The following is a 24,593-nucleotide window of genomic DNA, read 5'->3' on the forward strand; positions in this document are numbered from 1 at the left end:
GATGTGCAGGGGTGCAGAGGGGCAGGGGGCAGAGGTGCAGGGAGGGGCAGGAAGGGCTGGAGTGACGGGTGTGGTGTGGTGCGGTGCGGGCGGGTCAGCTGCTGTGGAGGGCGTCGAAGTCGACCTGTCCGGTCTTCTCCAGGACGGTGATGTGGTCCAGCACGACCGTGTTGGCGCGGTCCGCCAGGGCGCGCACCATGGCGTTACGGGTCTGGTCGCGGACCATCGCGACCAGCCCGAAGACCTTGCCGTGCGACCTGCGCAGCAACTCGGCGAAGAGACGGGGGTATTCGGCGTCCGAGGCGGAGTGCAGCTGCCCCAGCCAGCCCTGCTGCTCTGGGGTGGGCTGGTTGGCCAGCGCGATGCCCAGCGTCCGCCCGGCCTCCACCGACCTCCGGTCCAGCTCGGTGTGGCCGGCCACGAGGTGGTCGCCGGCCGTACGTACCGCCGCGGTGCGCCCGCGCGCCTGGGCCTGCCGCCCCGCGGGCAGCTCCCACAGCCCGGCCAGCCTGACCTTGCGTACGAAGTCCCGGTCCATCGCGGTCAGCGGACCGTAGCGGGTGGTGACCGTGCCGCCGCCGTCATCGTCGTACGCGACGGTGTTGCCGGCCGCGGACGCGGTCTCACCGAAGAGCTGGACGGGCAGCAGCAGTGCCGCGAGGGTGGCCACCAGCGCGGCTACCACCAGTCCGGTGGCGAGGGTCCGCCCGGATGTCGCCGAGTTGCTGAAGGCGGATGTGCTGAGGATCGACCGCACTGGGCCTCCCGTTCGTCCCGTTCATCCCGTTCGTCTTCGTCCTGTTCCGTCCGTACGCCACCGGACGCTAAGGCCTGTACCGGTCCTTCGGACGCGGCTCCTCACCCCTGGACAAATAACGGCCCGGCCCGCCACGGCACTGCTAGGGCGTGTGCCGGAAGTCCCGTCTGCTCCAGGTCTCCGGAACCCGGTCTTCGGAACCCGGTCTCCGGAACGTGGCCCCCGGCCCCCGGTCCGCCGTACGCCCCGTCCTGTGGTTACTCTTGAGCGGACGACGACAGGACCGGGCGAGACGACAAGACCGGGCAATCGGGCAGACGACAAGTCCGGGCACGAAACCAACGCGAGGAGGACGCCGGATGTACCGCGCCGTAGAGGCATCGCGGATGTACACCTGCGCTCTGCTCTTCCTCGTCGTCGGACTCCTGCTCACCCAGACCGGGCTGGCGACGGCGCTGGCCACCGCCGCGATGACCGCCGCGGTGCTGCTGCTGTGCAGTGCCTTCCTGATCGTCGCCTGCGCGCGGTCCGTTCCACCGGGTCGGATCCGTACGGCGCTTCGCGACCGCGAGCAACGTACCGCCTTCCTGCCGCAACGCGACCCGGACGCGGACGGCCGGCCGCGCCCCCGGGCACCGGGCCGTGCCCTCCTGACGGCCGCGTAGACGCCCGGGCGCTCCTCCTCCCGCTCCCGGCCTTCCCGCTCCCACCTCCGCGCGCCTGCGCCCGGTACTCCCGCAGCATTTGCGTATCACTTGCGCAGTGCTCGCGCGGTACTCCCGCAGTGCTTGCCTGGTGGTGCTTCCGTAGCGCATCGCATCGCAGCGCAGCGCTTCCGCGTCCGCGCGGCTCGTCACGCCGAATCCACATTCCGGTACGACGAGACCCGTGGAGGGCTCAATATGTCCGTTTTCGGCTTCCTTGGTGAGGCGTTGGCGCAGGGCGCCGAGGCGATCACACCGCTCTTCGGCACCGTGTCCATGGCCGCCGCCATTGTGCTGTTCACCCTTGCCGTACGCGGCGCGCTGCACCCGCTCGCCCGCGCCGCGGTCCGCGGCGAGAAGGCCCGTGCCGCACTCGCCCCGCGGATCGCTGAACTCCAGCGCAGACACAAGGGCGATCCCGAGCGGCTCAAGAAGGCGATGGCCGACCTGTACGCCAAGTCCGGCGCCTCGCCGCTGGCCGGCTGCCTGCCGACACTGCTCCAACTGCCCGTTTTCTTCCTGATGTACCACCTGTTCTCCGGCGGGGGCGGCGGGCTGCTCGACCACACGCTGCTCGGTGCGTCACTCGGCGGGCACTGGGGCGAGGCGCTCGCCGACGGCGGGGTCTTCGGGCCGCAGGGCCGGGTCTACCTCGTGTTGTTCGTGCTGATGGCGGCGGTCGCCACCTGGAACTACCGGCGGGGTCGGGCTGCGCTGGCCAAGGCCCCGGCGCCGGCCGCGGGCGGCGCAAACGGGGCGGCGCTGCCGGGGATGGCGTCCCTGCCCAAGGTGCTGCCGCTGCTGTCCTTCGGGATGCTGATCACGGTGGCCGTGGTGCCGCTGGCGGCCGGGCTGTACACGGTGACGACGACGACCTGGACGGCGTGCGAACGGGCGCTGCTGAACCGGGACCGGGACCTGGACCGGGACCGGGGGAAGCGCCGCTGGAGGCGGAACCGGCCCTTGGCGCGCGCGGCGGCGCGTCCGTAGGCCATCCATGTGTCCGCTCCCTTCGTCGGGAGACGGGTGCCGGGACCCCCGGAGGAACCGATCGTCTTCTTGACTCCTCCCCCTCGTGAACGAGGGGGATTCCTAGCTCACGTTGCCTGACCCCCGGCGGGGGTGCAGGTCTTACACGATCAGCACTAGCCGGGTTGAGACCAGCCCGGACCAGCATCACGCGGGCGGAGTTCTTGTCCCTGGGGGATACGGCTCCGCACGCGGTGCAGGTATACGTTCGTTCGGAAAGAGGTAGTGCGTGCTTGGTTCTCGCTCCGCACTTGGCGCAGTCCATCGTGGTGTGCGCGGGGTGTACCAGGTGCACGGCCCGGCCGTGCTTGCGGCCCATCTCGATCAGGGCCGCTTTGGTGGCGCCGATGGCGGCGTCTGCGGCCTTGCGGGCCATCGTGGTCTTGGCGAGGAACTTCGGTCGGAAGTCCTCCACCGCCAAAGCGTCGTGGTCACGGACCACGGACTTTGCCCACTTGCGTCCGGTGTCCTGCCGCTGGTTGGCGATCTTCAGGTGCAGCTTCGCCGTCTGCCGCTTCGCTTCGCGGTAGCCACCCGAGGCGGCCTGTCCCTTCTCCGGCTTCCTGCGGGCCATCATCCGCTGATAGCGGGCGAGCTTTTGCGCTGCGTTCTTCCCGTGCTGCGGGTGGGGAAGGTCGTGTTCGTCGGATGTGGTGGTCGCGGTCTCCTTGACGCCCCAGTCGATGCCGATCACGCGGCCGGTGGCGGGAAGTTCCTCGGCTACGGTGGCCACGACGAACGACGCCCACCAGTGCCCCACCGCATCGCGGTACACGCGGACGCTGGACGGCGGCTTGGGCAGTTGCCGCGACCACACCGGCCGCACCACGATCCCGCCCGCCAAGTGCAGCCGGCCGTCCTTAAGACGAAAGCCGCGCTTGGTGTATTCGAGGGTGGGCAGCGCCTCGCGCTTCTTCTTGTACTTCGGCATCCCGGCACGCTGCCGCATCGGCAACCGTGCCTTGATGTCCTTGAGCGCCTTGGCGCGGGACTTGCCGAAGTCGCGTATCAACTGCTGCTGAGGAACGCAGGCGCCCTCCCGCAACCACGGTGTCCGGGCGCGGGCCTCGGTCAGCATCGCCGCGAGCTGCACCGGCCCGCACGTCGCCTTCTCCCCGGTCGCCCGGTTGTGCTGGTGGACGGCCTTGGACTTGGCGACGCACTCATTCCAGACCCACCGCGCCCGGTCCCACTCAGCCTCGAGCGACCGCCGCGCCGTGGACGACAGGCGCACACGGTAGGTGTACCGGGCGTGCCCGGCCGCCTCCGTGGTCGCTTCTGTCGTCATGCACCCGAACCTACCCGGGAGGACTGACAGTTGAGCCCTACCGCTCTTTATGGTGTCCCTCACCAGCGGTTTTGGTCTACGCCGGCCCGTCTGTCGTCGAGCTGGCTGACCTCCCGGCCGCGTCACTCCTTCCGTCACTCCTTCCGCCACTCCGTTCGTGTGCGGTCGGCCTCGGCACGTCAGCTGAACGCGACGGGCACGTCAGCCGAGCGCGACGGTCCGGCCTTCGGCCGCTGACCGCTTCGCGGCCTCCAGGACGCGCAGCGCGGCCGCGGCCTCGCCGGCGGTGACCGGTGGGGCGCCGCCCTCGCGCAGGGCACGGGCGATCGCGGCGTAGTACGCGGGGTAGTCGCCCGGCAAGGTCGGTACGGGCTCGCCGCCGCCCATGCGCGGGGACGCTCCGGCGCCGAGCCGGCCCCAGCGGGTCTTCGGCTCCACGCCCCACTTCCCGCTCTCCCCGCTCTCCCCGCTCTCCCTGCCCTCGGCGCTCTCGGCGCCGGGGCGCCGGCCCTCGCGGAGGGCGGCTTCCTGCGGGTCCAGGCCGTGCTTGGTATAGCCCGCCTGGTTGCCCAGCACTCGGAAGCGGGGGCCCAGAAGGGCGGCGGTGGCGCTCATCCACAGATGGGAGCGGACCCCGTTCGCATGGGTGAGGGCGAGGAAGGTGTCGTCGTCGGCCTCGGCGCCGGGGCGGCGGATGTCGGACTCGGCGTAGACGGAGACAACCGGGCCGAAGAGGGTCAGCGCCTGGTCGACAAGGTGGCTGCCGAGGTCGTAGAGCAGCCCGCCGAGCTCCGCCGGGTCGCCCGACTCCCGCCAGCCGCCCTTGGGCTGCGGCCGCCAGCGCTCGAAGCGGGACTCGAAGCGCCAGACCTCGCCCAGGGTGCCTTCCTCGACCAGCTTGCGCACCGTACGGAAGTCGTTGTCCCAGCGGCGGTTCTGGAACACGGAGAGCAGCAGTCCGCGCTCCTCGGCGAGCGTGGCGAGCTTGTCGGCCTCGGCGGCGGTCGCGGCCAGCGGCTTGTCGACGACCACGGGCAAGCCGGCCTCCAGCGCTGCGGTGGCGAGCGGTACATGGGTCTTGTTCGGCGTGGCCACCACGATCAGATCCAGATCGGCGGCGCGGTCGAGCACCTCGTCGGGGGTGGCGACCGTACGCACCCGGGGGTGTTCGGCGCGGGCCTGGGCCTGCCGCTCCGGGTTGGCGGTGGAGACGGTGTCGAGGACCAGGCCGTCGGTGGCCGCGATCAGCGGGGCGTGGAAGACCGAGCCCGCCAGGCCGTAGCCGAGGAGGCCGACGCGGAGCGGTTCGCGCGGTTCGTGCTTCTCGCTCGCGTCACTCGTCTCGCTCGTCTCGCTCGTCTCACTCATGCCGTTCCACCACTCCCGCCATTCTCTTCACTTCACTCGTCCGTCCCGTCCGTTCCACTTAAGCAACACTGTTGCTTAAGTGCAAGCCTCCACCGACAATGGGTGGGTGACCAATCGGTGGTTGACCAGCAGCGATCAGACCTTCGACGGCCGTGATGCCGCCGGCAGTGGCCATGTTGCCGCCGGCAGTGGCAGTGCGGCCGTCAGTAGTGGCCGTGCGGCCGTCGGCAGTCCGGGTGCCAACCTCCCGGCCCTCCGCGGGCACAACGCCGCCGTGGTGCTCGGGCTGCTGCGTGCCGCCGGTGAGAGCGGGGTCAGCAGGCTGGAGCTGGCCGCGCACACGGGGCTCACGCCGCAGGCGGTCAGCAAGATCACCGCTCGGCTGCGGGCCGAGGGCCTGGTCGCCGAGGCGGGCCGCCGCGCGTCCACGGGCGGTAAACCGGCCACGGTCCTGCGGCTGGTCCCCGGCTCCCGGCACGCCGTCGGGCTGCATCTGGACCGCGATGAGCTCATCGCCGTGCTCGTCGATCTCACGGGCCGGGCGGTCGCCGTACGGCGAGCCCCGCTCGCCTTCGAGGCGGGCGCCGAGCCGGTGCTCACGGCGGCCGAGCGGGAGGTCGCGGCGCTGCTCCGGGAATCGGGCGGGCCGCCGGGCCAGGAGTCCGGCCGAGTGTCGGGCCAGGAGTCCGGCCGGCCGCCGGTCCTGGGAGTCGGGGTGGCCTGCCCGGGCCCGCTGGACCACGCCGCCGGAGTGCTGCACCGCGTCACCGGCGCACCCCAGTGGGACGGTTTTCCCCTGCGGGACGCTCTCGCCGAACGGCTCGGCCTGCCCGTCCTCCTCGACAAGGACACCAACGCGGCGGCCCTCGGCCTGGCCCGGGGCGGGCCGTCCGGTGCCGGCTCCTTCGGTTACCTCCATCTGGGCACCGGCCTCGGCGCCGGGCTCGTCCTGGACGGCGGTCTCTATCGCGGGCCGCGCACCGGCGCCGGGGAATTCGGCCACCAGATAGTCCAGTTGGACGGCCCGCGCTGCGGCTGCGGACAGTACGGCTGCATCGAGGCGCTGTGCCTGGCGGCGGTGGCCCGGGGCGATCTGCCGGGCGCCGCCCGGGCGCTGGGCGTGGGCGCGGCCAACCTCGTCGAACTGCTGGACATCGACCGGGTCCTGCTCGGCGGGCGCACCGTACTGGCGAACCCCGAGCCGTTCCTGAGCGGAGTGGCACGGGCCCTGGCCGCCCGGGCGGGTACCCGCGGCAGCGGGCGGCCCGGCGCCCCCGGCGCGGTGCCGGTGGCGCTCGCCCCGGGCGGTGCCCAGGCGGTCGCCGACGGGGCAGCGGAGCTGGTGCTCGCGCCGCTCTTCGGGCCGGCGCGCCCGGTGGACGCCCACCGCGCCGCATAGTACGAGGATCGCGCCGCATGGCCACGGTGCGAGGAATTGCGCCGCATGGCCATGGTGCAAGGATCGCGCCACATAGTGCGAGGATCGCCGTGTGGAGTTCCCGTACGGCCAGGATCCTGGCGCACCCATCCGGTTCGGCGTTCCCGAGCACGGGCGCGTTCCCAAGTACTACGCGGCAAAAGTGGAAATCGCCGCGCTGCTGGAGGAGTTGGGCGAGGGAGGAGCGCTCCCCACCGAACGTGAGCTGGCGGTGCGGTTCGAGGTGTCCCGTGAGACGCTGCGGCAGGCGCTGCGCGAGCTGATCCTGGAGGGCCGGCTGCGGCGGCTCGGGCGCGGCACGGTGGTCGCGGGCCCCAAGCTGGAGCAGCCGCTGTCCCTCGCGAGCTACACCGAAGGCGTCCGCGGCCAGGGTCTTCGGCCCGGGCGTCACCTGGTCGGCCTGGACCGCTTCGCCTGCCCGCCGGCGCTCGCCGGCGACCTCGGACTGGCCGTCGGCGACTCCGTATGGCACCTGGAACGCGTACTGCTCGCCGACGACGAACGGGTGGGGCTGGAGAGCACCTACATCGCGGTGGACCGGGTCCCGGACCTGGCCACCGACTTCGAGCCGGACTCGTCCTTCTACGCGTACCTCCGCGAGCGGCTCGGTATCGGCTTCGGGGACGCGGACGAGCGGCTGGAGACCGTCCTGGCCACCCCGCGTGAAGCGCTGCTGATCGGCACGCCGGGTGCGTTGCCGATGCTGCTGATCCACCGGCTGTCCCGGGATACGGAGGGCAGCCCGCTGGAACGGGTGCGTTCGCTCTACCGGGGCGACCGGTTCTCGTTCGCCACCCACTTGGGGACCCACTTGAGGAAGCCCGCGCGGGGCTGAGGCGGTCCATGGGCGCCGCGCCCCGGTAAGTGACAACTGGACCGCACTGCACCGCACCCACCAGGCCCACCAGAAATCACGAAAGGGTAACGGGTCTAGGCCAGGTTTGCGCCTCTGTTCACCGTCGCGTCGCCGAACCACCCCTCGCGGGTCACCCGTCGGCACGACTGTCTGGGGCATGCGAGTCATAGTCGTGGGAGCCGGCGTGCTGGGAACCATGCACGCCTGGCATGCAGTCGAGCGGGGCCACGAGGTCCTGCACATCGAGCGGGAGGCCGAGGCCCGCGGTGCCTCGGTCCGCAACTTCGGGCAGATCTGGGTCAGCGGTCGGGCGGGCGGTGAGGAGTTGGCCACCGCGCTGCGCGCCCGGGAGCTGTGGGAGGGGATCGGCGCGCGCGTCCCCGCGCTCGGCTTCCGGGTCATCGGCTCGCTGACGGTCGTCACCAATGACACCGAACGCGCGGTCGCCGAGGCCGCCACCCGCCGCCCCGACGCCGCCGCCCGGGGCTACCAGCTGCTCGACGCCGACCAGGCCCGGGACCGCAACCCCGCCCTGCGCGGCGAGTTCACCGGCGCGCTGTGGTGCGAGCGGGACGCCGCCGTGGAGCCGCGGGTGGCCCAACGCGCCCTGCGGGAGGAGCTGTTGAGGTCGGGGCGCTACACCTATCTCGGTGGCCGGGAGGTCCGTGAGGTGCTCGGCAAGCGCGCCGTACGCGACGACCACGGTGAGGTCCACCACGGGGACACGGTCGTACTGTGCACCGGCGCCTGGCTCGGCGGGCTGGTCCGCGAGCTGATCCCCGATCTGCCGGTGCGCCGCGTACGGCTCCAGATGATGCAGACCGATCCGCTCGGCGAGCCGCTGACCACGTCCGTCGCCGACGCCGACAGCTTCCGCTACTACCCGGCGTACCGGAGCGCCGCCCTGGATGCGCTCAACGCCGGCCAGGCCCAGGCGCCGACCGCCGCCGAGCACCGGATGCAGCTGCTGATGGTGCAGCGCGCCGACGGCGGTCTGACCATCGGTGACACCCACGAGTACGAGACCCCGTTCGCCTTCGACACCGTCGAGGAGCCGTACGAGCATCTGACCCGCGTCGTCGAGTCCCTGCTGGGCCGCCCGCTGCCCCGGATCCGCCGCCGCTGGGCCGGTGTCTACGCCCAGTGCACCGATACGTCCCGTGTCGTCCACCGCCAGCAGGCGCGGGACGGCGTCTGGCTGGTCACCGGGCCCGGCGGGCGCGGTATGACCTGCGCCCCGGCGATCGCCGAGAACACCGCGAACGCACTGGGATGGTGAGCGAGTTGAGGAACGCGAACGAGCCGACGAACCCGAACGAGCCGACGAACGCGAACGAGGCGACAAACCCGAACGAGGCGACGAACGCGAACGAGGCGACGAACGCGAACGAGGCGACGAACGCGAACGAGGCGACGAACGCGAACGAGGCGACGAACCCGAAGCAGCCGACGGGCCCGAGCCCGCTGACGGACACCCGCCTGGTCGTCCTCGACATGGCCGGCACCACCGTCGCCGACGGCGGCCTCGTCGAGCAGGCCTTCGACGCCGCCGCCCGCCGGATGGGCGTGGAACCCGGCAGCCCCGACCACGCCGAGCAGCTCGCCTACGTACGGGCCACCATGGGCGAGTCCAAGATCTCCGTCTTCCGCCACCTCTTCGGGGACGAAGCGCCGGCCCGGCGCGCCAATGCCGCGTTCGAGGAGGCGTACGGCGAACTGGTCGACGGCGGACGGATCACACCGGTCCCCGGCGCCCGAGGGGCCGTTGAGGCACTCCGGGCCGCCGGCCGCACCGTCGTACTCACCACGGGCTTCGCCCGCGTCACCCAGGACGCCATCCTCGACGCCCTCGGCTGGCGGCACCTCGTCGACCTGACGCTCTGTCCGGCCGACGCGGGGCGCGGCCGCCCGTACCCCGACATGGTGCTGGCCGCCTTGCTGCGCACCGGCGCCGCCGACGACGTACGGCAGATCGCGGTGGCCGGTGACACCTCCTACGACATGCTGTCCGGACGGCGTGCGGGCGCCGGGATCGTGGCCGGGGTGCTGACCGGGGCGCACGACGAGGGGCAGCTGACCGGGGCGGGTGCCACGCATGTCCTCGGGTCGGTGGCAGAACTGCCCGCCCTGCTGGGGGTGGTCTGAGGTGACGACGGCCTCCAGGTCAACGCCTTCCGCCGCCGGGGCGAAGGCCGCATCTCTGCCGAAGGCCGCGTCTCCGCCGGACACCACGTCCGGTGCGGCGACCGCTGGGCAGCCGGACACCACGTCCGGTGTGGCGACCGCTGGGCAGTCGGACACTGGCATCCGTTTCGACGACGTCTCCGTCGCCTACGGCAGGCATCGCGAGCACACCGTCCTGGACTCCTTCGACCTCACCGTCGAACCGGGGGAGGTGATGGCCCTGCTCGGCCCGTCCGGCTCCGGCAAGACCACCGCGCTACGGGTGGTCGCCGGTTTCGTCCAGCCGGTCTCCGGGCGGGTGCTGATCGGCGGCCGGGATGTCACCGGGCTGCCGCCCTACCAGCGGGGGATCGGCATGGTCGTCCAGCAGTACGCGCTCTTCCCGCATATGAAGGTCGCCGAGAACGTCGCCTTCGGCCTCAAGGCCCGCAAGACGCCGCGCGCCGAGATCGCCGGCCGGATCGCCGAGACGCTGGAGATGACCGGGATGGCCGCCTATGCCGACCGGTACCCCCGGGAACTGTCCGGCGGTCAGCAACAGCGGGTCGCTCTCGCCCGGGCGCTCGCCCTCCGCCCCGGCGTACTGCTGCTGGACGAACCGCTCTCCGCCCTCGATGCGCGGTTGCGCTCCGGCATGCTCACCGAACTCGCCCGGCTGCATCGCGAGTTGCCCGGCATGTCCCTCCTCTACGTCACCCATGACCAGGTCGAGGCGCTGACCCTGGCCGACCGGGTCGCGGTGCTGGACAAGGCCCGGCTGCGTGATTGCGGAACCCCGCAGGAGCTGTACCGGCGTCCGCGCACCGCATTCACCGCTTCCTTCGTGGGAACGGCGAACCTGCTGCCGGTGACGGTGTGCGGGCGAGCCGAAGGCGGCGGCGTGGAGGCGGAGTTCGCGGGGCGGCGGTTGCGGGTGTCCGTGGGGGAGGGGGCGGCCGCAGGCGCCGGCGCCACGCTCTGCGTACGCCCGCACCTCATCGGCCTCGGTCCCGTCGGCCCGGATCCCGTCGGCCCGGATCCCGGCAGCGCGGTTCCCGGCCCCGCCGGGGCGTCCGGGAACACCCTGTACGGCAGGCTCACCGACGTGCAGTGGCGCGGCTCGACCCACCGGCTGTACGTGTCTGTCGCCGGCCACCGCGTCATGGCCGACGTACGCGAGCTCCGCGAGCCTCCGGCGCTCGGCGATGAGGTCGCGCTGCACTTCGCACCGGAGGACGCGGTGCTGGTCCCGGCCGGGCTCACCGAGGACGGTATGCGCCATGGCTAGCGCCGGTACGAAGCGACCGGCCCGAGGGGCAACGGCCGGGGCGGCCCTGCGACCGGCCCGAGGGGCAACGGCCGGGGCGGCCCTCTGGGTCCTCCCGCCCCTCGCCGCCCTCGCCCTGGTCCTTCTCTACCCCCTGGCCCTGGTGGTCCGGCAGACCGTCAGCCCCGAGGACGGCGGTGCCTCCCTCGCCCCTTACGTGCAGGTCTTCGCCGAGGCGTCGTTCCACGAGGCCCTCACCACCACTGTGCTGATCGCCGTCGGCGCCACCGCCGGCGCGCTGCTCCTGGGCCTGACGCTCTCCCTCGTGATCGCGTTCGTCCCGTTCCCCGGCGGCAAGGCGCTCAGCCGCTTCATCGATGTCTTCCTCGCCTTCCCCTCCTTTCTGATCACCCTCGCGCTGCTCTTCCTCTACGGCACCGTCGGCGTGGCAAACGGCCTGTGGACGGACCTCACCGGTGCCCCGCACGGGCCGCTCGACTTCCTGCACACCCCCTGGGGCGTCCTGCTGGCCGAGGTCACCTACTTCACCCCGTTCGTGATGCGCCCACTGCTCGCCGCGTTCTCCCAGGTGGAGACGGGCCAACTGGAAGCCGCCGCCGCCCTGGGCGCCCGGCCCGGGCGGATCGTACGGACGGTGATCCTGCCGGAGGCCCTGCCCGCCCTCGCGGCCGGCGGCTCCCTCGTCCTCGTCCTCTGCCTCAACGAGTTCGGCATCGTGCTCTTCACCGGGGCCAAGGGCGTCGTCACCCTCCCGACGCTCGTCTACACCAAGGCCATCCTCGACGGCGACTACACCGGCGCCTGCGTCGTCGCCGTCGTCAATATCGTGCTGTCCGTCGCGCTCTACGTCCTCTACCGGACCCTGATCTCCCGCACAGGCATGTCCCGTACAGGCATGTCCCGCACGGGCATGTCCCGTTCGGGGGTGTCCCGTTCGGAGGTGTCCCGTATGGGCGTCGGCTCCGGACCGTGCCCAGGAGGTGCGTCCCCTCATGCTGGTGCATAGCAGGCCCGCCCGCCGGGCCGTTCACGCCCTCTTCTGCCTCCTCTTCCTCCCCGTTTTCGCCCTCCCTCTCCTCGTGATCGTCGTCGCGTCCTTCGCGACCAGCTGGAGTGGCGCGCTGCCTGCCGGCCCGACCCTGACCCACTACCAGGACATCGCACAGGGCGATTCCCTGAGCGCCCTGCTCACCAGCCTGCTGACCGCACTGGCCGCCGGCCTCGCCGCGCTCACGCTCGGCACCTGGGCGGCCCTGGCCGCCGAACGACTGAACCGCCGCACCCGCCGTCTCCTCGACGGCCTCTTCCTCCTCCCCGTCGCCGTCCCTTCTGTCGCCGTCGGCCTCTCCCTCCTCGTCGCCTTCTCCCAGCCGCCCTTCCTCCTCAACGGCACGCCCCTGATCGTGCTCATCGCCCACACGGTGCTGGTCACCGCCTTCGCCTACCAGTCCGTGACGGCGGCGCTGGCCCGCCTCGACCCGGCGTACGAACAGAGCGCGGCCGCCCTCGGTGCCCGACCCGCCTACGTGCTGTGGCGGGTCAAAATCCCCCTGCTGCTCCCCTCCCTCACCGCGGCCGCCGCGCTCTGCTTCGCCCTCTCCATGGGCGAGTTGAGCGCCACGATGATGATCTATCCCCCTGACTGGGTGCCCCTGCCCGTTCAGATCTTCGCCGCCACCGACCGCGGTTCGCTCTTCGCGGGCGCCGCACTGGCAGTGGTCCTGATGGCCACCACCCTCCTCGTCCTCTTCGCCGTCTCCCACCTGCGTAACAAGTCCACCTACCGCTAAGGCCTGAGCCGGAAGTCCGACGTCCGCCCATGGGGCGGGCCCCGCCACGTCTTCAGCCCTCTCCTCAGCCCTTTCCTCAACCCTCTCCTCGGCCTTCCCCTCAGCCTTCTCCTCACCCTTCAGCCTCGTGATGTCCCAACGCCCCAGCCCAGCCCAGGAGTTCCCACGCCATGCACCCCCTTCGCTCGGCCGTCGACCGCAAACCGCCCACCGCCGTCCGTAAACCGCTCACCGCCGCCTGCTGCGGCATCCTCCTCGCCACCGCGCTCACCGCCTGCGGCGGCGCCTCCACCGCCGACCCCGCCGCCAAGGAGATCACCGTCTACAGCGCCGACGGCCTCAAGAGCGAGAAGGGCGACGGTTTCTACGACAAGGTTTTCGAGGACTTCCGGAAGAAGACCGGCATCAAGGTCAACTACGTCGAGACCGGCTCCGGTGCGGCCGTCCAGCGACTGGCCCGGGAACGCAGCAACCCCAAGGCGGATGTGATCGTCACCCTCCCGCCGTTCATCCAGCAGGCCGACGGCAAAGGCCTGTTGGACAGCTACCGGCCCAAGGGCGCCGACCAGGTCGCCGCCGCGGACAAGGACCCGGCCGGCCGGTGGACCTCGATCATCAACAACTACTTCTGCTTCATCTACAACAAGAAACAGCTGCCGCGGCCCCCTGCCACCTGGCAGGACCTCCTCAGCCCCACGTTCCGCAACCGCCTCCAGTACTCCACGCCCGGAGTCGCCGGCGACGGCACCGCCGTCCTCATCAAGGCCCTGCACGACTTCGGCGGCCAGGAGCCGGCGATGGAGTTCCTCGGCAGGCTCCAGGCCAACAACGTCGGCCCGTCCTCCTCCACCGGCCAGCTCGCTCCCAAGACCGACAAGGGCGAACTTCTGGTCGCCAACGGCGATGTCCAGATGAACTACGCCAACATGAAGTCGATGCCGCACCAGGGCATCTTCTTTCCCGCCGCCAAGCCCGGGACCAGGCCCACCACCTTCGCTCTGCCCTACGCCGCCGGCCTGGTCGACAATGCCCCGCACCGGGCCAACGCCGAGAAGTTCCTCGACTACCTGCTGACCCCCGAGGTCCAGCGCCAGGTCTCCGCCATCGGTGGCGGCTTCCCCTCCCGTAAGGACATCAAGCCCACCGACCCCCACGCCACCGCCCTCGCCGCGATCATGAAGGACGTCGAGATCTTCCATCCCGACTGGCGCGCCATCGACAAGAACCTCGACTCCTACGTCGACGCCTGGAAGACGGCCACCGGCAGCTGAGCCGCCAGTGACCAGGCCGGTCATCAGGCCAGTGACCAGGCCAGTGACCAGGCCGGTCATCAGCCCGGTCATCAGGTCGGTCACCAGGCCGGGGAGTGGCTGAGGCGTGGCCCGGGGGTGATCGACAAGGCGGACTCGGGCGGCTGACTTAGGGTGGGGAGGGTCGGCCGTTCGTGCGACGCGCGGGGCAGTGGGGCGGTCCCGGGGCGTGCGGGTGGCGGTCGGCGCCCCTGGTCACCACGCACGGCAGGAGTTCGGCAGTGGCAGAGCGCAAGCCGATCGAGTCATGGCTCAGCGATATGGACGGCGTCCTGATGCACGAGGGGGTGCCGGTCCCCGGGGCGGACGCCTTCCTCAAGCGGCTGCGCGAGTCGGGCAAGCCTTTCCTTGTACTCACCAACAACTCCATCTACACCCCGCGTGACCTGCATGCCCGACTGAGCTGGATCGGACTGGACGTGCCCGCGGAGTCCATCTGGACGTCCGCGCTCGCCACCGCGCAGTTCCTGGACGAGCAGCGGCCCGGCGGCACCGCGCACGTCATCGGGGAGGCGGGGCTGACCACCGCCCTGCACGACATCGGTTACGTGCTGACCGACCACGCCCCCGACTATGTCGTCCTCGGGGAAACCCGGACCTACTCCTTCGAGGCGCTGACCAAGGCGATCCGCCTGATCAACGACGGGGCGCGGTTCATCGCGACGAACCCCGACGAGACGGGACCCTCGCCCCAGGGGCCGCTGCCCGCGACCGGCGCGGTGGCCGCGCTGATCACCAAGGCGACCGGCGTCGAGCCGTACTTCGTGGGCAAGCCCAATCCGCTGATGATGCGGCACGCGCTGAACGCCATCGGCGCCCACTCCGAGACCTCCGCGATGATCGGCGACCGGATGGACACCGATGTGCTGGCCGGTCTGGAAGCGGGCATGACGACGTTCCTGGTACTCACCGGGCTGACCCGGCCCGAGGAGGTCGAACGGCATCCGTTCCGGCCGTCCCGGGTCGTGGACTCGATCGCGGATCTGGTCGACCTGGTGTGACCCACCCGGCTGGTGTGACCCACCCCGTGTGACCAGCCTGTCGGCCGGGTTGCACGGGAGTGGGAACGACTGAGGCCCCTCGCATGGCGAGGGGCCTCAGTCCTACGTGCGCCGCCAGGGACTCGAACCCCGGACCCGCTGATTAAGAGTCAGCTGCTCTAACCAACTGAGCTAGCGGCGCGCGCTGACCTGAAGAACTCTACACGACATCGGGAGGTGCTCCGTACCCACGACCGCACCGTCCACGCCTCCGACCTGTGTGATCCCCGCCACTCGCTCCCGGTCACTGCCACTCACCCCGCGCCCCCCCTGTCGCGCCGCTGTATCACCCTTACCGCATTGCACCCCGCCCCCCTACAGGGCGAAAGACTCCTGGTCTCGGGACCTTCGCCTGGCGGACCGCCCGAATTGCTCTGTGAAGATCGAGTTCGGCGCATCCATGGCCGTAGATCACCAGAGATAACCAGTTGCCCCGTCAACATGCGATATCTCCAGCCGGTTGAGAGGCTGAGGCGAACGCCGAGGGGAACCGAGGCGGGAGGGCGGAGCGACCGAACGGATGGGGAGCGGATGAATGAGGAGGGTGCGGGGCCATGGCGTCCGTCACTCCTCACGCACCTCCCGCAACCCCACCCTCCACAGCAACGTCTGCCAGGACGCGTGCCCCGGACCGGTTCCCGTGGCTCGCCCCTCCGACGGAAAGGTTGATCGTCGTGGTCTCGACAGCCAAGCGCACCCTTGAGATGCAGCTCCTCCTCGGGCCGGACGACACGGTTCCGGTGGCCGGCCGGTTCAGCTACCGCAGCGACCGCCCGTACGAGGTCGAAGTCGCCTTCATCAGCCGCGGCCACACGGTCACGACCTGGGTGTTCGCCCGCGACCTGCTGCTGGGCGGCCTGTGCGGCGAAGTGGGGGAGGGCGACGTACGGGTGTGGCCGTTCCGCCGGCCGGGCGAGGCGCGCCGCGTCCACATCGAGCTGGCCACCGTCGACAGTCTCTGCGAGCTGTCCGTACGGGCGACGGAGCTGACCGCGTGGCTGGAGCAGACCGCGGCGATCGTCGCACCCGGCGAGGAGGGCCGCTATCTCGACCTGGACGACCAGCTGGCCCGGCTGCTGACGGGGAAGTACTGATGGGGGGCGTGACGATGATGGACACGGCTGTGAACGGAGCCGCCGCCGAGGCTGCCGGGGCCGCGGAGGTCATGGACGGGGCGGTGGCCGGACCGGGCCGCTCCATACCCGTGGCGCGGCGGGCCGCCGAGGAGCCGTCCGAGGCGAACGGGGACGCTCCCGAACAGGTGGCGGCCGGTGCCTCCGCCTCCCACGACCCCTGCGCGCACGGGTTCCTGCCCGAGCGGCCGCCGGTCCGTTCCATGATCGGCACCTGGACCCGGCTGGACGCCATGGCGCGCGCCGCCGCGGTCGCGCCGGACCGCGAGGCCGCCATCGCGCTGGTCGAACGGGCCCGCCGGGCCGATGAGTTGTCCGCCCTGCGGCAGAGGGTCTCCCGGCTCTCCGTGCGCAACGCGGAGGCCGCCGCGATGCGTATCGCGGTGATCGCGGTGTCGTGCGGCTGGTGTGGACTCGACCCCCAGGCGCCGGCCGCACGCGAGGTCGCCGACGAGGCGTTCCTCGAGCTGTGGGCGGCCATCGCGCACCGCATCGACCACGACCAGTTCGTCGCCCTGCCCACCCTCGCGCTCCACAACTGGGCCCCGGAACGTAAACCTCGTCGCCATATACCCATCGATCAGCTGGCCCGTACCGAACCGCTGGTGCCGATCGTCCGCTGGGCGGGGGAAGGCCAGCCGCTCAGCCGGCTGGACCGGCTGATGCTGGCCGCGACCCGTTTGGAGGCGCACGGCATCTGGCTCTTCCGGCTCGCCGAAACCCTCGCCGGCCGGTCGCCGGACGACTGCTCCACCCCGACGGCGCTCCGCCGACTGGTCCGCGTCCACCATTCCCTGCGCACCCAACTGCTCTCCGAGGCCGGGGAGTTGGCGGCGGCTCCGGCGGCGACGCCGCAGCAGCGTGCGGTGCTCACCGCGCTCGCCGAGCAGGGCGCCCTGGAACCGCCGGTGCTGCAGGCGGCCGAGGCGGTCCTGGGGGTCGGCGGCCGCCGTATGGGCGAAGGCCGGCGGCAGCTGCTGCGCCGCCACCTCCCGGCGCAGCACCGCGCCTGGCTCAGCGCCATGGACCGGCACTGTGCGCCGGTGCGCACCCTCGCCCACCGGGGTGGTCCCGACGCCGCCGTCTACCGTGAGGCCCAGGAGTCCTTGATCGCCCTTCGCCGTACCTATACGGCCCTGGTGCAGGCGGCCGCCCGTCCCGCGGAGGCCCCGCTCCCCAAGGCCGCCTGACACGCCCGAGGCTGTCCGAGTCGCCTGGCATGCCCACGCGGGCGCGTCAGGCCACTTCGGGCACGTCAGGCGTCTTCGGGCACGTCGTGATCACAGCATGGCGCTGCCGGCCGTGGCGCTTCCGATGGTGATACTGCCGGCCGTGGCGTTGCCGGTGGATAATGACGAAGTGGGCGTTCCCGGAGAACCGGAAACGCCCACTTCCTACGTGCGCCGCCAGGGACTCGAACCCCGGACCCGCTGATTAAGAGTCAGCTGCTCTAACCAACTGAGCTAGCGGCGCGCGCTGACGAAAGAAATACTACCTGGTCGAGAGGGGTGCTCATGACCACCGCCGTGATCACCCTCAGGGCCGCCCGCCGGACCGCCCCACCGGACCGTCCGCCGGGGCGCTCAGATCGCCAGCGAGAGCAGTACCGGAGCGGCCCTGCGGTTGAGAGTGTCGGCCGCCTGGCGCAGACGGTGGGCGTTCTCTAGTGGCATCGACAGCGCGAGGCAGCCGACCGTGGCACCGGCGGTGATCGGTACGGCCGCGCAGACCGTGCCGACGGCGTACTCCTGGAGGTCCAGAACGGGCACCGTGGGCGGCTGGCTGTCGAGCTTGTGGAAGAGGATCTTCTCGTTGGTGATCGTCCGGGACGTCAGCCGGGCGGTCTTGTGGCGCGAGAGGTGCTCTCTCCGGTCGTCGTGGTCGAGCTGGGCGAGCAGGCATTTGCCGACCGCGCTGGCGTGTGCCGTACGGCGGAATTCGGCCCACTCGTTGACCTTGGGAGCCGTCGGCCCGTCGGCGTAGTGGAGGATCTTGACCTCGCCGTCGATGTACCTGCTGATGTAGACCGCCGCGCCGACCGAATCCCGGAGCTGGTCCAGGGTGAGCTGGAGCTTGTCGTGCAGGGCCTGGTCGCGGTCGCTGCCCGAGCCCAGGAGCAGGAGCGAGGCGCCGACGACGTACGCCCCGTCGGAGAGCTGGTCGACATAGCCCTCGTGCCGGAGCATCGACAGCATGTGGGCGAGCTGGCCGGGGGACATTCCGGATTCGCGGGCGATCTGCACATCGGTGACGCCACCGGTGTGCCTGGAGATCGTTTCGAGCACACGAAGTGCGTACTGCACCGAATGGAACGGCGCGGTCGGCTCGGGCTTCAGCGCCACGGTGTCCCCCTAGCAGGTTGGTACCGCTTGCTTTCTGGCCGCCGTTGTCCGGACATGCTCGGCATACACGCAACCGGTGCCGGACAGCGAGGCTGGTATCACGATAGCGGTCAACAGGCCTCGGGGGAGGGGGTCTTGACTGAAAAGGAGTGCATCCCGGATTTCTGTACTGCGGCTTGAGACGCTGGCATATGCCAAGGTCACCAGGCCAGGTGCAGGTGAACGGCGTGCGCCGGTGACACCCGGCCACCCCGGGGCGGAGCCGGAAGACGGTGCCAGGAGAGTAGGAAACCAGCCATTCCCGCGACGCACCAGCCTTGCGCGGCCGCGCGGTTGTCCGCCTTCTGGGCGGGCGCACCAGTCGTTTCCGGCCCTGGACTCCGGCCCTGGACTCCGGCCCTCGACGGGAGCGGCGGGGAGTCGTTCCTCCGCACTGTTCCCACCTGTTCCCACCCGTTCCCACCTGTTCCGAACGCCGGAATTGCCCCTACGATCTGAGCATGGCCGACCGCTTCATCGAAGTCTCGCTCGACAAGCGCGGCGTCAGCTGCACGGCGAAACTGCTCGACGACCGCGCACCGATCACCTGCGACGCCGTCTGGAACGCCCTCCCGCTCGGCGGCGACGTCTACCACGCCAAGTACGCCCGCAACGAGATCTACGCCCTCCTCGAACCCTTCGCCCCCGAGGAGCCGCCGCTGGAGAACCCGACGGTCACCCCGATCCCCGGCGATCTGTGCTACTTCACCTTCAGCGACACCCAACTGGGCACCGCCTCCTACGGCTACGACCGCGCGGCCGCCCACCGGGGCCGTCCCACCGTCGTCGACCTCGCGCTCTTCTACGAGCGCAACAACCTGCTGATCAACGGTGACGCGGGCTGGGTGCCCGGCATCGTCTGGGGCACCGTCGTCGACGGTCTGGACCGGATGGCCGACGCCTGCCAGGACCTGTGGCGGGCCGGCGCCCTGGGGGAGACCCTGAGTTTCCGGCGGGCCTGAGGGGGGTTTCCCGGAGGGCTGGTCGAACAGATCCCCTAAGGGGCGCGTGGCCCCCCTGCGGGGCCACAACGTGCCGGAGGCGGGGGAATATTCCCGTCTATGGGGTGGGGGGTGGCGGGGAGACAGGCGGTGCCGGGGAGACGGGTGGTGTCGGGGAGGCGAATGGTGCCGGGGAGACGGGCGGTGGCGAGGCGACGGGCGGTGCTGGGGGGACAGGCGGTGGCGCGGGGATGTGCGTCGCGCCCGCCTCGTAGAGGGCGTGCGCGGCGCGCAGTACCAGCGCGTCCGCGTGCCGCGCGCCGATCAGCTGGACGCCGATCGGCAGCCCGTCGCCGTCCACTCCGCACGGCACGGTGGCGGCCGGCTGCTGGGTGAGGTTGAACGGGTAGGTGAACGGCGTCCAGCCCGTCCAGCGGGTGTGGCCGGACCCGGGCGGCACCTCCACGCCCGCGGCGAACGCGGTGATCGGCTCGGTCGGGGTCACCAGCAGGTCGTACGCGCTGTGGAAGCGGCCCATCGCCCGGCCCAGCGCCATCCGGACGTCGACGGCCGCGAGGTAGTCCAGCGCGCTGTAGCGGGCGCCCTGCTCACAGATCTCCAGCAGGCCCGGGTCCAGCAGTGCGCGCCGCGCGTCGTCCAGATGCTGGAGGAGCCGTGCCGCACCGCTGAACCACAGCGTGTGGAACGCCTCCACCGGATCCTCGATCCCCGGATCGATCTCCTCGACGGACGCTCCGAGCCCGGCGAGCGCCTCGACCGCCCCGCGCACCGCCGCCGCCACCGCCGGGGAGACCGGCACGTCCCAGCCCAGCGACGGGCTGTACGCCACCCGCAGCCCCGACACCGGCCCGGCCAGCGCCTCCCGGAAGGAGCCGGCGGGCGGCTCCAGCTGCGACCAGTCCCGCCAGTCGGCGCCGGTGATCACATCCATCATCAGCGCCGCGTCCGCCGCGTCCCGGGTCATCGGCCCGACGTGCGCCAGCGTCCCGAACGGGCTCGCCGGATACAGTGGAACCCGCCCGTAGGTCGCCTTCAGCCCGAAGACGCCGCAGAAGGACGCCGGGATACGGACCGAGCCCCCGCCGTCCGTGCCCAGGCTCAGCGGTCCGGCGCCCAGCGCCACCGCCGCCGCGCTGCCGCCGCTGGAACCGCCCGAGGTGCGCCCCGGGTCGTACGGATTGCCCGTCACCCCGTGCCGCGGACTGTCGGTGACCCCCTTCCAGCCGAACTCCGGGGTGGTCGTCTTGCCGAGGAACACCGCACCGGACTCCCGCAGCCGGGCGACCGACGGCGCGTCCTCCTCCCAGGGGCCCTCGGCCCGCACCGTCCGCGAACCGCGCAGCGTCGGCGTCCCCCGGGTGAGGAGCAGGTCCTTGACGGTGACCGGCACCCCGTCGACGGGACCGGCCGGAGCACCGGCCCGCCAGCGTTCCGCCGACTCCTCGGCGGCCGCCAGCGCCTGCTCCGCGTCGATCCGGGTGAAGCAGTTCGTGGCGGCCTGTGCGGCCTCGGCGCGCTCCAGGGCCGCCCGAGCGACCTCGACGGGGGAGAACTCGCCGGCGGCGTACCCGGCGGTGAGCCGGGTGGCGGTGAGGTCGGCGAGGCCGGTGGGCCGGGCCGGCTCGGCCGGCTCGCTCGGCTCGGTTCGCCTCGTACGGCGGTGCGGTCCGGCGGAGTGGTCCGGTGCGGTGGGGCCGGTCGGTTCGGCGGGGCCGGTGGTCATGCGTCCTCCGAGCGTCGGCCGCCCCGGCGGGCGAGGCGGCGGGGGCGGGGCTTCCGGTACCGGCTTCAGCGGGTCCGGGTCCGGGTCCGGGTCCGGGCGGCCCGCGCGGTCGGTCACGGGCTCCAGCGGGTCCGGCACGGGCATCAGCAGGTCCGGCACGGGCTTCCGCGGGCGGCCCGCGCGGTCGGTCCACTGGTACGTAGCGGCGGTCAGTCCACCGGTACGTACCCAAGCCGCTTGTCGACGATGTTGACGAGTGGCTCGCCGGCCTCCCAGCGGTCGAAGTTGTCCTGGAACTGCCCGGCCAGCGCGTCCCGCCAGCCCAGGGTGTCGCCGCTCATATGCGGTGAGACGATGAGGTGCGGCACGTCCCACAGCGGGCTGTCCGCGGTCAGCGGCTCGTACGCGAAGACGTCCAGCGCCGCCGCCGCGATCCGCCACTCGCGCAGCGCCGCGACCAGGTCGTCCTCGACGACCAGTGGGCCGCGTCCGACATTGACGAACCGTGCCCGCGGCGGCATTAGCGCGAACGCCGCCCGGTCGAACATGCCGCGGGTGGCCTCCGTCAGGGGCGCGGCGCAGATCACCCAATCCGCGTGGGGCAGCAGGCCGTTCAGCGCGTCGCTCGCGTGGACGAGGCCGAACCTGGGGTCGCCCGTCCGCTCCCGGCGGCCGACCAGGTCGACCTTGACACCCAGTGCCAGCAGCGTGGCCCCGATGGCCCGGCCGATCGGCCCGGAGCCCACCACGACCGCCCGGCTGCCGGCCACCCGCAGCGTCTCGCGATGCTGCCACCGCCGTTGTCGTTGCAGCTCCCAACTACCGTAGAAATCTTTGGCCATGGCGATCACCAGCCCGGCGACGTACTCCGCGATCGGCTGCTCGAAGACGCCCCGAGCGTTGGTCACGACGGTGTCGTCGGCGATCAGCGCCGGGCACAGCACCCGGTCCACGCCGGCGCTCGCGGTGTGCACCCAGCGGGGTCTGGGGCCCTTCTCCGGCCAGCTCTCGCGGATCGCGTCCGAGGTGAAATCCCAGGCCAACAGCACGTCGGCGGTGGGGAGTCGATCGGCCAGCGAGGCCTCGTCGGTGAAGATCACCCGGGCCCGGCCGGCCAGTCGGTCCAGCTTCGGCGGAGGGTCGGAACCCAGTACGAGGACTGTGCTTCCGGTGCTTGCGGACATAGGTCAGAAACCGTTCTGAAACGTGAGTCCAGTTCACTGGAAAAGGGCACCGACGGATGCCGGAGATGCGAGGATTGACCACGCTAGGAAGTCGTATCTACCGTGTCAACAACGGCATCTGTCCCGACGTCCCGGCTCGTCCGGCTGCACCTCTCTTTCCCCTGGCCACTGGCTTGGCCATCAGCCCTTCATACCGTCAATGGGGCCTTCAATGGACGTCTCGTTCCTGGGTGGCCCCCAGCCTCAGCTCGGTGTGGGCGTTGTCGCCCCTTTTGACTTCGCGCTCGACCGGGAGCTGTGGCGCTGGGTGCCCGATGATGTGTCGCTCCACCTCACCCGAACCCCGTTCGTGCCCGTCGAGGTGAGCCTCGACCTGGCCCGTCTGGTCAGCGAGCACGAAACCCTGGACGCCGCCGTCCAGGCGCTGTGCGCGGTATCACCGCAGGTCATCTGCTACGCCTGCACCTCCGGCAGCTTCGTCGGCGGGGTGGCGGGCGAGCGGGCCATGTGCGCCGCCATGACCCAGGCGGGGGAGGTGCCCTCCCTCACCACGTCGGGCGCGCTGATCGAGGCGCTGCGCGAGATCGGCGCGCGGCGCATCGCCCTGGTCACGCCCTATACGAAATCGGTCACCGACTCCCTGGAGGAGTACCTCGCCGAGGCGGGCATCACGGTCACCGGCCGCGCCTATCTCGGACTGACCCGGCACATCTGGAAGGTGCCCTACCGCGATGTGGTCGATATGGCCCGCGCGGCCGTGGTCGGTGCCGCCGACGCCCTCTTCATCAGCTGTACGAACCTGCCGACGTACGACGTCATCCCGCAGCTCGAAGCGGAGCTGCGCATGCCGGTGCTGTCCGCCAATCAGGTCACGATGTGGGCCGCGCTGCGCGCCATCGGCGCCCAGGCGGTGGGCTCGTACCAGGCGCTGGTCGATCCGGTGGCACGGCGCGGTCCGGCCGCGATGAACGGAACCGGGCAGCCGGCCGCACCGGGAGGACCGGACGGAGGTCTCCCGCGGGCGACCCCGGAGGCCGCCTTCGCCGGCCCGCCCGTGCTGCCCGAAGGGGAACCGGTGGACGGTGTCGACACCGGCCCCTGCCCACCCGAGGATCCGGGCCCGCCGCCACCGGTCTGAGGTGCGGGTCTCCGAGGTACATGTCTCTGAGGTGCAGGTCTCTGAGGCACAGGTCTCCGAGGTGCGGGTCCGGAACCAGCCTTCGGGCCGGGCACGGACCCGCACCCACCGGACCGTCCTGGGAAGGCCACCGGCTCCCCGTCAACGCCCCGGCACCCGCAGCCGTACACGCCCGCAGCCGTACACGCGTACACACGTGTACGCGTACACGCAAGGAGAGCAAGGAGACCCGTATGCCATCGGTCGGCTTCCTCTACCCCGGCCACTCCGCCGAGGACGACTACCCCCGGCTGGAGACGATCCTGGGCGGCTCGGTCCGCCTGCCGCTCGTCCACACCGACATCGGCGAGGACGCCCACCGGGTCGACGCGCTGCTGGAGATGGGATCCGCGGCCCGGCTGGCGGCCGGCGTCGCCGAGCTCGCCGCACGCGGCGCCGAGGCCGTCGTCTGGGCCTGTACGAGCGCCAGCTTCGTCTTCGGCTGGGAGGGCGCCCACGAGCAGGTCAGAGAGCTGTCCGCGACCGCCGGCCGGCCCGCCTCCAGTACGTCCTTCGCCTTCGCGCACGCGGTGCGGGCGCTCGGTGTCCAGCGGGTCGCGATCGCCGCGACGTACCCGGAGGACGTGGCCGAGCACTTCCGCACCTTCCTGAAGTCCGCCGGTGCGGAGGTGGTCGCCACCCGCGGCAGCGGCATCATCACCGCCGCCGAGGTCGGCACCTGGGGACGCGCGGAGGTGCTGGCACTCGCCCGCGCCGGTGACCACCCCGAAGCCGAGGCCGTGCTGCTGCCGGACACCGCCCTGCACACCGCCGCGCACCTCCCCGCCCTCGAAGCGGAGCTGGGCAAGCCGGTCCTCACCGCCAATCAGGTGACGGTCTGGGAGGGGCTGCGCCTGCTGGACCGGACGGTCTCCTGTCCGGCACTGGGGAGGCTCTTCGCGCGCACGGCGGAGGAGTAGAGGAGAGTAGAGGGAACAGGAGAGTAGAGGGAATAACTGGAGATGCTCTCCGGTTCTCCTCCTCGTACACCCAGTGCCAGGC

The 24,593-nt window shown here is 71.5% G+C and carries 21 protein-coding genes, 2 tRNA genes and 1 pseudogene; 16 read left to right on the plus strand and 8 right to left on the minus strand.

Going from position 1 to position 24,593, the window contains the following annotated elements; genetic code table 11:
• Positions 1–94 precede the first annotated feature (94 nt).
• Entirely contained in the window at positions 95–757 is a 663-nt protein-coding gene (locus ACFY12_RS28795) for a DUF4142 domain-containing protein (protein ID WP_390718830.1), read from the minus strand.
• A gap of 359 nt (positions 758–1,116) precedes the next feature.
• Here ACFY12_RS28795 and ACFY12_RS28800 point away from each other — a divergent pair, with 359 nt between their 5' ends.
• Both ACFY12_RS28800 and ACFY12_RS28805 read left to right on the plus strand, forming a co-directional pair.
• Positions 1,117–1,422 (plus strand): DUF6412 domain-containing protein, encoded by a 306-nt coding sequence (locus ACFY12_RS28800; protein WP_390718831.1) that lies wholly within the window; start codon positions 1,117–1,119, stop codon positions 1,420–1,422.
• Positions 1,423–1,659: 237 nt separating this feature from the next.
• Entirely contained in the window at positions 1,660–2,451 is a 792-nt protein-coding gene (locus ACFY12_RS28805; protein WP_390718832.1) for a YidC/Oxa1 family membrane protein insertase, read from the plus strand.
• A 124-nt stretch (positions 2,452–2,575) separates the two neighbouring features.
• On the opposite strand, the pseudogene ACFY12_RS28810 reads toward ACFY12_RS28805, so the two are convergent.
• Together ACFY12_RS28810 and ACFY12_RS28815 are read right to left on the minus strand one after the other, a co-directional pair.
• Positions 2,576–3,778, minus strand: a pseudogene (locus ACFY12_RS28810) (RNA-guided endonuclease InsQ/TnpB family protein); the annotation flags it as partial.
• A gap of 201 nt (positions 3,779–3,979) precedes the next feature.
• Positions 3,980–5,146, minus strand: a complete 1,167-nt coding sequence (locus ACFY12_RS28815; protein WP_390718833.1) for a Gfo/Idh/MocA family oxidoreductase — start codon at positions 5,144–5,146, stop codon at positions 3,980–3,982.
• Positions 5,147–5,267: 121 nt separating this feature from the next.
• Here ACFY12_RS28815 and ACFY12_RS28820 point away from each other — a divergent pair, with 121 nt between their 5' ends.
• The 9 genes from ACFY12_RS28820 (at position 5,268) to ACFY12_RS28860 (ending at position 14,992) form a co-directional block, all read left to right on the plus strand.
• Positions 5,268–6,545 carry an ROK family transcriptional regulator gene (locus ACFY12_RS28820; RefSeq protein ID WP_390718834.1) on the plus strand — a complete coding sequence of 426 codons (1,278 nt, stop codon included), beginning with the start codon at positions 5,268–5,270 and terminating at the stop codon, positions 6,543–6,545.
• 91 nt (positions 6,546–6,636) lie between these two features.
• Complete coding sequence (locus ACFY12_RS28825; RefSeq protein ID WP_390718835.1) at positions 6,637–7,419, plus strand: GntR family transcriptional regulator; 783 nt, start codon at positions 6,637–6,639, stop codon at positions 7,417–7,419.
• Between the two features lie 178 nt (positions 7,420–7,597).
• Positions 7,598–8,719: a TIGR03364 family FAD-dependent oxidoreductase gene (locus tag ACFY12_RS28830; protein ID WP_390718836.1), complete on the plus strand. Its 1,122-nt coding sequence runs from the start codon at positions 7,598–7,600 to the stop codon at positions 8,717–8,719.
• A gap of 185 nt (positions 8,720–8,904) precedes the next feature.
• On the plus strand, positions 8,905–9,585 hold the full coding sequence (locus ACFY12_RS28835; RefSeq protein WP_390718940.1) for a phosphonatase-like hydrolase: 681 nt from the start codon (positions 8,905–8,907) through the stop codon (positions 9,583–9,585).
• A gap of 130 nt (positions 9,586–9,715) precedes the next feature.
• Positions 9,716–10,891 (plus strand): ABC transporter ATP-binding protein, encoded by a 1,176-nt coding sequence (locus tag ACFY12_RS28840; RefSeq protein WP_390718837.1) that lies wholly within the window; start codon positions 9,716–9,718, stop codon positions 10,889–10,891.
• Positions 10,884–11,897, plus strand: coding sequence for a 2-aminoethylphosphonate ABC transporter permease subunit (locus ACFY12_RS28845; protein WP_390718838.1), 1,014 nt, complete (start codon positions 10,884–10,886; stop codon positions 11,895–11,897). The genes ACFY12_RS28840 and ACFY12_RS28845 overlap by 8 nt, the downstream gene beginning before the upstream one ends.
• On the plus strand, positions 11,884–12,681 hold the full coding sequence (locus tag ACFY12_RS28850) for an ABC transporter permease (protein ID WP_390718839.1): 798 nt from the start codon (positions 11,884–11,886) through the stop codon (positions 12,679–12,681). Before ACFY12_RS28845 ends, ACFY12_RS28850 begins: the two co-directional genes overlap by 14 nt.
• A gap of 170 nt (positions 12,682–12,851) precedes the next feature.
• Entirely contained in the window at positions 12,852–13,952 is a 1,101-nt protein-coding gene (locus tag ACFY12_RS28855) for a 2-aminoethylphosphonate ABC transporter substrate-binding protein (RefSeq protein WP_390718840.1), read from the plus strand.
• Between the two features lie 260 nt (positions 13,953–14,212).
• On the plus strand, positions 14,213–14,992 hold the full coding sequence (locus tag ACFY12_RS28860) for an HAD-IIA family hydrolase (protein WP_390718841.1): 780 nt from the start codon (positions 14,213–14,215) through the stop codon (positions 14,990–14,992).
• Positions 14,993–15,099: 107 nt separating this feature from the next.
• Here the strand turns inward: ACFY12_RS28860 and ACFY12_RS28865 are convergent.
• Positions 15,100–15,173: transfer RNA gene (locus ACFY12_RS28865), tRNA-Lys, on the minus strand.
• A 532-nt stretch (positions 15,174–15,705) separates the two neighbouring features.
• On the opposite strand from ACFY12_RS28865, the gene ACFY12_RS28870 reads away from it, so the two are divergent.
• Both ACFY12_RS28870 and ACFY12_RS28875 read left to right on the plus strand, forming a co-directional pair.
• The gene (locus ACFY12_RS28870; protein ID WP_390718842.1) at positions 15,706–16,125 is read left to right on the plus strand and encodes an SsgA family sporulation/cell division regulator; all 420 of its coding nucleotides are present in this window, start codon (positions 15,706–15,708) and stop codon (positions 16,123–16,125) included.
• A 14-nt stretch (positions 16,126–16,139) separates the two neighbouring features.
• Complete coding sequence (locus ACFY12_RS28875; protein WP_390718941.1) at positions 16,140–17,354, plus strand: hypothetical protein; 1,215 nt, start codon at positions 16,140–16,142, stop codon at positions 17,352–17,354.
• 209 nt (positions 17,355–17,563) lie between these two features.
• Here ACFY12_RS28875 and ACFY12_RS28880 read toward each other — a convergent pair.
• Both ACFY12_RS28880 and ACFY12_RS28885 read right to left on the minus strand, forming a co-directional pair.
• Positions 17,564–17,637 (minus strand) — tRNA-Lys (locus tag ACFY12_RS28880).
• A 110-nt stretch (positions 17,638–17,747) separates the two neighbouring features.
• Entirely contained in the window at positions 17,748–18,506 is a 759-nt protein-coding gene (locus tag ACFY12_RS28885; RefSeq protein WP_390718843.1) for an IclR family transcriptional regulator, read from the minus strand.
• A 500-nt stretch (positions 18,507–19,006) separates the two neighbouring features.
• On the opposite strand from ACFY12_RS28885, the gene ACFY12_RS28890 reads away from it, so the two are divergent.
• Complete coding sequence (locus ACFY12_RS28890) at positions 19,007–19,507, plus strand: DUF3830 family protein (RefSeq protein ID WP_390718844.1); 501 nt, start codon at positions 19,007–19,009, stop codon at positions 19,505–19,507.
• Between the two features lie 97 nt (positions 19,508–19,604).
• On the opposite strand, the gene ACFY12_RS28895 is transcribed toward ACFY12_RS28890, so the two are convergent.
• Together ACFY12_RS28895 and ACFY12_RS28900 are read right to left on the minus strand one after the other, a co-directional pair.
• On the minus strand, positions 19,605–21,230 hold the full coding sequence (locus ACFY12_RS28895; protein WP_390718845.1) for an amidase: 1,626 nt from the start codon (positions 21,228–21,230) through the stop codon (positions 19,605–19,607).
• A gap of 209 nt (positions 21,231–21,439) precedes the next feature.
• Positions 21,440–22,414, minus strand: a complete 975-nt coding sequence (locus tag ACFY12_RS28900; protein ID WP_390718846.1) for a D-2-hydroxyacid dehydrogenase — start codon at positions 22,412–22,414, stop codon at positions 21,440–21,442.
• A gap of 211 nt (positions 22,415–22,625) precedes the next feature.
• Between ACFY12_RS28900 and ACFY12_RS28905 the strand changes: the two genes are divergently transcribed.
• Together ACFY12_RS28905 and ACFY12_RS28910 are read left to right on the plus strand one after the other, a co-directional pair.
• On the plus strand, positions 22,626–23,552 hold the full coding sequence (locus ACFY12_RS28905; RefSeq protein WP_390718847.1) for a decarboxylase: 927 nt from the start codon (positions 22,626–22,628) through the stop codon (positions 23,550–23,552).
• 233 nt (positions 23,553–23,785) lie between these two features.
• On the plus strand, positions 23,786–24,511 hold the full coding sequence (locus ACFY12_RS28910) for a decarboxylase (protein ID WP_390718848.1): 726 nt from the start codon (positions 23,786–23,788) through the stop codon (positions 24,509–24,511).
• The last annotated feature ends 82 nt before the right edge of the window (positions 24,512–24,593 follow it).

Source organism: Streptomyces sp. NPDC001339, from assembly GCF_042895955.1.
Lineage (GTDB): Bacteria > Actinomycetota > Actinomycetes > Streptomycetales > Streptomycetaceae > Streptomyces.